The sequence below is a fragment of the Clostridium sp. D53t1_180928_C8 genome, from assembly GCF_015667795.1.
GTDB lineage: Bacteria > Bacillota > Clostridia > Clostridiales > Clostridiaceae > Clostridium.
On sequence record NZ_JADPEL010000078.1, the window covers coordinates 1 to 9,574 of the forward strand.

Sequence of the window (9,574 nt, forward strand, 5' to 3'; positions counted from 1 at the left end):
TTTCTAATAATTTACTATATACATTAAAATATAAACGGGTAGTCTTATAAATTACTTATTTCCAAATGCTTTTTCATAATCATCAACAAATTTTTGTATTCCAATATCAGTTAATGAATGTTTAACCATTTGAGTTATAACTCCATAAGGAATTGTTGCAATGTCTGACCCTGCTAAAGCTGCATCTAATACATGCATTGGATTTCTAACGCTTGCAGATATTATTTCTGTTGTAATTCCATGAATCTTAAACATTTCTGCTATTTGACTAATAACATCAATTCCTGGATTTCCTATATCATCTAATCTACCTAAGAAAGGACTTACATAAGTTGCTCCTGCTCTTGCTGCTAATAAAGCTTGTACAGGCGAGAACACTAAAGTAACATTTGTTTTAACTCCTCTTGCTGATAATCCTTTAACAGCTTTTAATCCTTCTTCACACATAGGAATTTTAATAACAATATTTTTATGCATTTCTGCTAACTTAATTCCTTCTTCAATCATTTCAGGAGCTTTTAGACTCATAACCTCTGCACTTACTGGACCATCAACAATTGAGCAAATTTCATTTATAACTTCTTTTAAATCTCTTCCTTCTCTTGCAATTAATGATGGATTAGTAGTAACACCGCAAATAACTCCAAGGTCATTAGCCTTTCTTATTTCTTCTATATTAGCTGTATCTACAAATATTTTCATAACTCTTCCCCTTTTCACCTCTTTTTTATATTTTATAAAAGATACCTATATTTAAACTTTTATTTATAATCTTAATAATTTTATTTAAACAATATATTGCTACATTACTAATCCCTTTACTTCTTTAATTATCTCTTCAGAAGTTAAATTATATTTTTCCATTAATTCATCAGGAGTTCCTGATTGCCCAAATACATCTTTAACTCCAATCATTCTTACTCTTGTTGGACACTTATCACAAACTACACTTGAAACCATTGCACCAAGTCCACCTATAATTGAATGCTCTTCAGCTGTAATTATTGCCTTTGTTTCCTTTGCAGCTTTAATTATTATTTCTCTATCAATTGGCTTAATTGTAGACATATTAATAACTCTAACTGAAATTCCGTCTAATTCTAGTTCTTTTGCAGCTTCTAATGCCTTTGAAACCATCATCCCTGTAGCAATTACAGTTATATCATTACCTGATTTAAGTTCAACACCCTTACCAATTTCGAATTTATAATTTTCATCAAATATATCATCAGTATTACATCTTCCAAATCTTAAATATACTGGACCATACATTTCAGCTGCTGCCTTTGTAGCCTGCATAGCTTCTCTATGATCAGCTGGAACTATAACCGTCATGTTTGGAAGAGAATTCATTAAAGCTATATCTTCTATAGATTGATGTGAACCACCATCTTCTCCTACTGTTATACCAGCATGAGTTGCAGCTATTTTAACGTTAGCTTTTGGATAACAAATTGAATTTCTTATTATTTCGAAAGCTCTCCCGCTTGCAAATACTGCAAATGTACTAGCAAAAGGGACGAATCCTACATTAGCAAGCCCTGCTGCCATTCCCATTAAATTTTGTTCTGCTATACCAGCATTAAAAAATCTATTGTTATACAATTTTTTAAAGTCAGCTGTTTTTGTTGATTTAGAAAGGTCTGCATCTAATACAACTATATTTTCATTTTCCTTCCCTAATTCAACTAACGCCATTCCATATGACTCTCTTGTTGCCTTACCCATATTAAATTCCACCCTTTCTATTTACTTAACTCAACTAATGCTACTTCTTTTTGTGCTAAATTAGGAGCTTGTCCATGCCATCCTGCTTCATTTTCCATAAAGCTTACGCCTTTACCTTTTACTGTTTTAGCAATTATCATGGTTGGTTTTCCTTCTACTGTTTCTCCAAAAGCTCTATCTATCTCCTCATAGTCATGCCCATCACAAGCCACTACATTCCATCCAAAACTTTCAATTTTTTTATCTACAGGGCTAATAGTCATTACTTCTTCATTTTTACCATCAATTTGAAGTCCGTTATAATCTAAGATAGCAACTAAATTATCTAATTTATAGTGCCCTGCTGCCATTAACGCTTCCCATACTAAACCTTCTTGAATTTCTCCATCTCCTAAAACAACATAAATCTTAGCTTGGCTATTTTTATGTTTAAGTCCTAATGCCATTCCTACAGCATTAGATATTCCTTGTCCTAATGATCCTGTTGAAACATCTACTCCAGGTATGTTTTTTGAATCTGGGTGTCCTTGAAGCATAGCCCCAATTTTTCTTAGATTCATTAATTCATGCTTAGGGAAAAATCCTTTTTCAGCAAGTACAGCATATAATGCCGGTGCTGCATGCCCTTTACTCATTACAAATCTATCTCTATTTTCATCCTTTGGATTTTCTACATTAATATTCATTTTTTCAAAATATAAATAAGTCATTATATCTGCACATGATAGTGATCCTCCCGGATGTCCAGATTTTGATTCATAAAGCATTTCTATAATATCTTTTCTAACTTCCTTGGAAGCCTTGATTAAAATTTCCTTATTCATTTATCTCACCAACCCTTATTTTTTTGTTCCAGGGTTACCCCCTTCGGCACCTAAGAAATATTAAGCTGCAAATTTTCCTTCAATAAATCTCTTATTAAACTTAATAACATCTTTCCAGTCTTCATTACCTACATACCAGAACTCTAAAGTAAATCGTCTTACACCTAACTCCCATGAAGTTTCAATAATCTTCTCAAAATTTACATGTCCTGTACCGAAAGGAATTTCTCTAAACTTTCCTGGTATAGTTTCCTTTAAATGTACTGCTGCTATGTGACCTTTTCCAGTTTTAAAATCATCAAAAGCTGTTGTATTATAATCTAATGCAGCATTAGTAACATTTCCACAATCAGGATATACTTGAAGATATGGTGAATCTATTAACTTAACATATTCCATTGCCTTTTCAACAGTATTCATAAACTCTGTTTCCATAGTTTCAAAAGCAAGAATTACTCCTTTTTCTGCAGCATACTCTACAGATTTTCTTAAATTTTCTTCAAAATACTTCTTAGTTTTATGATTACCTTCTTCGTAATAAACATCATATCCAGCAATTTGTATTACTCTAATTCCCAGATCATCTGCTAAATCTATAGCTTTTTTCATAATATCCATTCCTCTAGATCTAGTTTCTTCATCTAGGCTTCCTAATGGATATTTTCTATGACCACTTAAACACATTGTTCTTATTGGAACTCCACAAACTGCCATAACATCAACTAGATACTTTCTTTCTTCTTTGCTCATATCTAATCTTGCTAATTTTTCATCAGTCTCATCTATACTTATTTCTAAATAATCAAATCCACATTCTTTTGTACATAATAATTTTTCTGCAAAGCTTAAATTATTTGGCATTGATTTTTCATATAAACCTAATGTATATCTTTTCATTCTATCAGTTCCTCTCTTATTATTGTCCATAATAAGCATTTGGCCCATGCTTTCTCATAAAATGTTTATCCATTAATTCTTGTGGCATAGATTCAATTTCATATCGAGTTAATACTTCAGTATTCCAAGCCATCATTGCTACTTCTTCTAAAACTACAGCATTATGAACTGCTTCAAGAGCATCTTTTCCCCATGCAAATGGTCCATGATTTTTAACTAATACAGCTGGAACTTGAGTTGGATTTAAATGCTTAAATGCTTCAACTATAACTCCACCAGTGTTATATTCATAATTTGATCCAATCTCAACCTTTGTCATATCTCTTGTACAAGGAATTTCATTATAAAAATAATCAGCTTGGGTAGTTCCATATGCTTTTATTGGTCTTCCTGCTTGCGAAAAAATAGTTGCCCATCTTGAATGTGTATGAACAATTCCACCAATATTATAAAAATCATTATATAACTTAACATGAGTTGGTGTATCTGATGATGGTTTATATTTTCCTTCTACAACATTTCCATCAAGATCAACTACAACCATATCATCTGGAGTCATTTGGTCATATTCAACACCTGATGGCTTAATTACTATAAGCCCCTTTTCTCTATCTATGGCTGAAACATTTCCCCATGTGAATGTAACTAAATTATATTTAGGTAATAACATATTTGCTTCATATACTTGCTTTTTTAATTCCTCTAACATACTAGCTTCCTCCTATACCAATTCAAATCTTTCATTAAAATTTGAGTATAGGCTAAAACCCATACTCACTTTTACTAATCAGTTACAAAATATAATGCTGCTTCACCTAATTCTCTATTAGCAGAAATTATAATATCTCTATCTTTTTCATTTATTACCGCAACATTACTTGGTCCTACACCAGATTCAATAACCTCTATTTTAAATGTAAGATTTTTCTTATCTTCACATTGAATAATAAATAATTCCTTTTCTACTCTTCTATATCCACCAATAATAGTTGGTATACCTCTTAATTTTCCGCCCCAAACTACATGTCCAAAGTCCATTTCTTTTGGATACTTATAAATTTCTTTATATTCTCCATTTATCTTTTTATTTATTATGAAATTTCCACCATGGAATTCCTCAATTGTTATTAATTCATCTTCACCATCTTCATCAATATCTACTACAGCAATATCACTTACTGGTTTATTCATAATTTGTTTAATTGTCCATTCTGTACCTTCAGCTTGAGGAGGAGTTACTACAAATACCCCTTCTTGACAAGTCACTAATCCAGCCATTTTATTTTCCCAAGTAGTTCTACAGTAACCATGATTTTTTGTTAATCCTTCTTTAATTACTGTTAATTTAATAGGTTCATTTAAATCATCTGGAATTTCTCCTACATAAATTTTCCCTGGATTTGACCAGTCATCTTTAAATTCTTTTGTTGTACAAAGTGTTGCACCTAAGAAATAATTTTTACCATTAGCTTGTAAAATATCAAATCTATGAACATATGGTAATTTAAATAGTGTCTTTGTTTCCCAATTTCCATCCTCATTTGGCTTTGACCATACTATAGTTGCATTTTCTGATTGGAAAGTTGGGAAGAAATTTTGCACTGCTAAAAAATCACCATTTTTCCCTGGTACAGATACCATTGACATAGTTCCACCTGGTCCATCCCAAACTGTATTTTGTTTAAACTCTTCTCCTGAATAGCTATAACAAGCTCCTTCTCCTTCAGTTGCTAATAATATAATTCTTTCACCATTAACAACAGTACTACTAGTTGCATAACATCTAAATAAATTTGTTAAAAACTTCTTTTCAATTTTCATCTTTTCTCCACCCCATTACTTATTTCTTTATTACTTTAAATAAACTTATATTTCTGCTAAATCTACTTCTCCTACTTGAGCTTCTTCTTTATCTTGTAAATATCCATCATAATCTTCAACTATCTTAAAGTAACCTTTTTTATTCTTTAAGTATTGAATTTGTGGTATTGCAAGTAATGCAACTACTACAAGTGCAAAACCTACATATTTAAAATTATTCATTAATACTCCAATTACTGGCCATAATGTTGCAAAATCAAAGTTTCCATGCCAACCACCATATTGAGCTAATTGGAAATAACTTGCTGCAAATGCACCACCTAGAACTTGAATAACTCCAGATACAAATGGTATTATCATTGCTGCTTTTAATCCACCTTTTCTATTTGCAAATACTGCAAATGTTGCATTATCAAAGAAAAGAGGTACGAATCCTGAGATTATTAGTACAGGACTCTTAAATACAACTAATCCGATTATTGTAATAAATTGTCCTAATGCACCAAATAAGAATCCTATTGTTACTGCATTAGCATGCCCAAATCCATAAACTGCTGCACAGTCAACAGCTGGAACTGATCCTGGTAAAATCTTATTTGAAATACCTTGGAATGATTCAGTAAGTTCTGATACGAACATTCTTACTCCAAGTTGTAATATACTTAAATAAACTGCAAAGTATAATGATTTTTCAATTATATAAAATGCGAAATTAGTTTGTGGTTTAAAGCTTGAATCTATAGTAAGCATTAAATCTTTTCCTAATATACCTATGATTATCCCAAAGAAAACCATCATTAATGTACCAGTTGCAACAACATTATCACTAAATATTGATAGGAATCCTGGAAGTTTAAGATCTTCAATTGATTTTTCTTTATTACCTACTTTTCCTGCAATTTTATCAGTTAACCAAACACCAAACATTTGTTGATGCCCAATAGCAAAGCCGCCACCTTCAGTTAACTCTTGACAAGGTTCAACTGTAAGATTTGCTGACACTGCCCAATATATTCCTAGTAATACTCCTAACATAGCTACTACTGTTGAATTAACTGATTCTGGGAAACAGAAAAATATAATCCATAAAGCTGTAGCTGATTGTTGAACCATTATGTGACCTGTTATAAATACTGTTCTAATTTTTGTGTATTTTCTAAATAGAACTAATACTATGTTTATCATGAATGCAATTAATAAAACTATCATCATCATTGAGAAAGATTTACCTGCATTTTCAATCGCTGATTGTGCTGCTGTTTGCCCAAAATATGGATCTATTACTGCTGCTGTTAAATTAAACCTATCTTTTAACCCTGCTAATATCGGCCTAAAGTTACTAACTAATCCACTTGCAGCAACATTAAGTATTAAGTATCCAACTGTAGCTTTTACAAAACCTGCAAATGCCTCATAAATTGGCCTCTTTAATAATACATATCCTAAGAAAACAATTAATCCTATGAAAAACGCTGGATTTGTTAAGATATTAACCTCAAAAAATTGCCAAATTGATATTAAAAAATTCATATTAATACCCCCTAAATTTATAAATAAAATTTATTAAATAATTGCTTTTAAATCCTCAACTGATCTTGAATTAATTAATTTTCCAACTATACTTTCTTCTTCAATTAATCCAACCATATTAACTAAGTTTTGCATATGACGCTCATTATCGGTAGATGCTAGTACAAAAAACAATCTTGCATCATGCTCTGGATCATCACTAAAATGTACTGGTTCTTCTGTTCTCATAAAACATACAGCAGTTTCATTTACCCCATTTCCTTCTTGTGCATGTGGTATGCATATGTTAGGTGCTATTACTATATAAGGTCCAAATTTTTTTATACTTGAAATTATTGAATCAGCATACTCTGCTTCAATGGCACCTTCGTCTATTAAAGTTTTACATGAAGCCTTTACTGCATCTTCCCAATTATCAAATCTTTTATGAAATGAATATCTATTTTTCTCTATAATTTCTTTTAACATAAATTTCTCCCCTTTAATCAAAACTCAATATATTTTTAGAATCTAGCTAGAGAAAAAACTCTAGCTAGAACTAGGAATATTTTACAAGAATGATTTGTATGGTAAATTGATTTCTTCAGTGAAGCAATCATCAAATCCTCTTGGGTAGTGGTACTCTATATTATCTTTATCTGTTGGGAAAGTAAATTTTCCACCAACTTGCCAAATAAATGGTTTAAACTTATATTGTAATCTGTTCTTTTTCATTTCAAACAATGTTAATATTTCATTTGTATCTGCTTGGAAGTTTGACCATATATCATGGTGGAATGGAATTACAACCTTAGTATTTAATGATTCAGCCATTCTTAATATATCAACTGAAGTCATCTTGTCTGTAATTCCTCTTGGATTTTCACCATAAGATCCTAAAGCGACATCAATTTTATGGTCATTTCCATGTTTCGCATAATAATTTGAATAGTGTGAATCTCCACTATGATATAAATTTCCACCTGGAGTTTTTATTAAGTAATTAACTGCCTTAATATCCATATCTATTGGCATTGTTCCTCTTAAATCTCCTGATGGAGGTGCTGTAATTAAAGCTGTTCTATCAAATGCTTCTAAAGCTAAAATTTCAATATCTCCAACCTTCACAGAATCACCTGGTTTCATAACTATACATCTTTCTGCTGGAACTCCCCATTCTCTCCATTTATCAACACAAGCTTGTGGTCCTATAAATGGAACATTTGAATCGCAATTTTGCATTACTGCTGCAGCAACATTTACATCAATATGATCGTTATGATCATGTGTTGATAATACAGCATCAATTTTTCTAATTCCAAATGGATCTAATACGAAAGGTGCAACTCTTAAATTTGGTTGAAGTTTCTTTCCTCCACACATTCTAGCCATTTGATGTTCTGGATTTATATATGGATTCTTTTTAGTTTTCTTACCACTTCCACACCAGAAGTCAACACAGATGTTTGTCCCACCTTCTGATTTAACCCAAATTCCTGTACATCCTAACCACCACATTGAGAAAGTTCCTGGTTTAACATCTTCGTGTTCGATTTCTTCATTTAACCAAGTTCCCCATTCTGGAAAAGTATTTAAAATCCATGATTCTCTTGTTATATTTTCTACTTGTGACATTTTCTATTCCCCCTGATACCTTTTATTTTGAACGTTTTGAACTTCTTATTCGTTTTTTAGAACCTTTTGCCTGTTTACAAGTTAATAATACATCAAACATTCATACAGTTCAAGTGCTTTTTGAACTTTTTCTTTTTTTGCACTTTTAACTATTGAACGATTTGAACATTTTGTTTATAATTAAAGTAATCAATAAAATATTTATTAATTATTGGATATCTTATAGAAATTTTAAGAAAGGAGGAAATTAAAAATGAAACCAAAAAAAACTCAAAGTATGGTTTCTAAACGAAGAGATGAAATTTTAAATATTCTTAAAAATAATAAAACTGTTAAAAATGAAGAATTAGCAGAGTTATTACATACATCACCATTAACAATACGTAGAGATTTACAAGTATTAGAAGAAGAAGGATTAGTAAAAAGATACTATGGTGGAGCAACCTTAATAAATGAACCATCATTAATTGAAGCTAATTTAGATGTTCCAACAGATTTTATAAAACAAAAGCATGCTATAGCTAAATATGCTGCTAGTCTTATAAATGATGGAGATACAATTTTTATAAACACCAGCTCTACAGCTTTGTTAATACTAGAATATTTAGAAAAAAAACGTGTTGTAGTTGTTACAAATAATGGGAAAGCTTTGCAAGTACCACTTCCACCTAATATAGATTTAGTTTTAACAGGTGGTCAAGTATATGGAAGAAAACAATCTATGATTGGAGACTTTGCTACATTTATCTTATCAAAGATCTCTGCTTCTAAATGTTTTTTAGGCGTTAGCGGAATAGAATTTGACTGTGGTATAACCACATCTGTTCTTCAAGAAACTTTAGTGAATAAAGAAATGATTAATCATTCAATTGGACCTGTTTATATAGTAACTGATAGTTCTAAAATAGGAAGACACTCTAATTTTTCTAGTGGAGATATTGATAAAATCTCACATTTAATAACTGATTCTGATGTATCAAACGAAAATGTCCTAAAGTTTAGAAACGTTGGAATTGATGTATCAATAGTTGATTATGATAAATAGCGAAACAAATAAAAAGTTATGCATATAATAAAATGTACCCTATAGAGTAGACATGATAAAAAAAGTCTACCCTATAGGGTTTTTCTATTTATAATAGATTTATAACGTTAGGAGT

Annotated in this window: 10 protein-coding genes; 1 reads left to right on the forward strand and 9 read right to left on the reverse strand. The window is 30.9% G+C overall.

Going from position 1 to position 9,574, the window contains the following annotated elements; all coding sequences use genetic code 11:
* Window positions 1-51 precede the first annotated feature (51 nt).
* From fsa to ulaG, 9 genes are all read right to left on the reverse strand, one after another.
* Window positions 52-702 carry a fructose-6-phosphate aldolase gene (gene fsa, locus I4V51_RS19755; RefSeq protein ID WP_195990153.1) on the reverse strand — a complete coding sequence of 217 codons (651 nt, stop codon included), beginning with the start codon at window positions 700-702 and terminating at the stop codon, window positions 52-54.
* A 99-nt stretch (window positions 703-801) separates the two neighbouring features.
* A complete protein-coding gene (locus tag I4V51_RS19760; protein WP_195990154.1) occupies window positions 802-1,728 on the reverse strand; it encodes a transketolase family protein in 927 nt (308 codons plus the stop codon).
* A gap of 17 nt (window positions 1,729-1,745) precedes the next feature.
* The gene (locus I4V51_RS19765) at window positions 1,746-2,552 is read right to left on the reverse strand and encodes a transketolase (protein WP_195990155.1); all 807 of its coding nucleotides are present in this window, start codon (window positions 2,550-2,552) and stop codon (window positions 1,746-1,748) included.
* 60 nt (window positions 2,553-2,612) lie between these two features.
* On the reverse strand, window positions 2,613-3,449 hold the full coding sequence (locus tag I4V51_RS19770; RefSeq protein ID WP_195990156.1) for an L-ribulose-5-phosphate 3-epimerase: 837 nt from the start codon (window positions 3,447-3,449) through the stop codon (window positions 2,613-2,615).
* Window positions 3,450-3,468: 19 nt separating this feature from the next.
* Entirely contained in the window at window positions 3,469-4,158 is a 690-nt protein-coding gene (gene araD, locus I4V51_RS19775) for an L-ribulose-5-phosphate 4-epimerase (RefSeq protein WP_195990157.1), read from the reverse strand.
* A 74-nt stretch (window positions 4,159-4,232) separates the two neighbouring features.
* Window positions 4,233-5,270 carry a hypothetical protein gene (locus tag I4V51_RS19780; RefSeq protein ID WP_195990158.1) on the reverse strand — a complete coding sequence of 346 codons (1,038 nt, stop codon included), beginning with the start codon at window positions 5,268-5,270 and terminating at the stop codon, window positions 4,233-4,235.
* Window positions 5,271-5,315: 45 nt separating this feature from the next.
* Entirely contained in the window at window positions 5,316-6,800 is a 1,485-nt protein-coding gene (locus I4V51_RS19785) for a PTS ascorbate transporter subunit IIC (protein ID WP_195990159.1), read from the reverse strand.
* Window positions 6,801-6,833: 33 nt separating this feature from the next.
* Window positions 6,834-7,268, reverse strand: coding sequence for a PTS sugar transporter subunit IIA (locus I4V51_RS19790; protein ID WP_195990160.1), 435 nt, complete (start codon window positions 7,266-7,268; stop codon window positions 6,834-6,836).
* 81 nt (window positions 7,269-7,349) lie between these two features.
* Window positions 7,350-8,414 (reverse strand): L-ascorbate 6-phosphate lactonase, encoded by a 1,065-nt coding sequence (ulaG, locus tag I4V51_RS19795; protein WP_195990161.1) that lies wholly within the window; start codon window positions 8,412-8,414, stop codon window positions 7,350-7,352.
* Between the two features lie 253 nt (window positions 8,415-8,667).
* Here ulaG and I4V51_RS19800 point away from each other — a divergent pair, with 253 nt between their 5' ends.
* Window positions 8,668-9,459 (forward strand): DeoR/GlpR family DNA-binding transcription regulator, encoded by a 792-nt coding sequence (locus tag I4V51_RS19800; RefSeq protein ID WP_195990162.1) that lies wholly within the window; start codon window positions 8,668-8,670, stop codon window positions 9,457-9,459.
* Window positions 9,460-9,574: the final 115 nt, after the last annotated feature.

Bases quoted from the DNA above. Each gene is read 5' to 3' on its own strand.
- I4V51_RS19765 (WP_195990155.1), bottom strand. From the start codon at position 2,552: ATGAATAAGGAAATTTTAATCAAGGCTTCCAAGGAAGTTAGAAAAGAT.
- I4V51_RS19800 (WP_195990162.1), top strand. From the start codon at position 8,668: ATGAAACCAAAAAAAACTCAAAGTATGGTTTCTAAACGAAGAGATGAA.
- I4V51_RS19780 (WP_195990158.1), bottom strand. From the start codon at position 5,270: ATGAAAATTGAAAAGAAGTTTTTAACAAATTTATTTAGATGTTATGCA.
- araD (WP_195990157.1), bottom strand. From the start codon at position 4,158: ATGTTAGAGGAATTAAAAAAGCAAGTATATGAAGCAAATATGTTATTA.
- fsa (WP_195990153.1), bottom strand. From the start codon at position 702: ATGAAAATATTTGTAGATACAGCTAATATAGAAGAAATAAGAAAGGCT.
- I4V51_RS19785 (WP_195990159.1), bottom strand. From the start codon at position 6,800: ATGAATTTTTTAATATCAATTTGGCAATTTTTTGAGGTTAATATCTTA.
- I4V51_RS19770 (WP_195990156.1), bottom strand. From the start codon at position 3,449: ATGAAAAGATATACATTAGGTTTATATGAAAAATCAATGCCAAATAAT.
- I4V51_RS19790 (WP_195990160.1), bottom strand. From the start codon at position 7,268: ATGTTAAAAGAAATTATAGAGAAAAATAGATATTCATTTCATAAAAGA.
- I4V51_RS19760 (WP_195990154.1), bottom strand. From the start codon at position 1,728: ATGGGTAAGGCAACAAGAGAGTCATATGGAATGGCGTTAGTTGAATTA.
- ulaG (WP_195990161.1), bottom strand. From the start codon at position 8,414: ATGTCACAAGTAGAAAATATAACAAGAGAATCATGGATTTTAAATACT.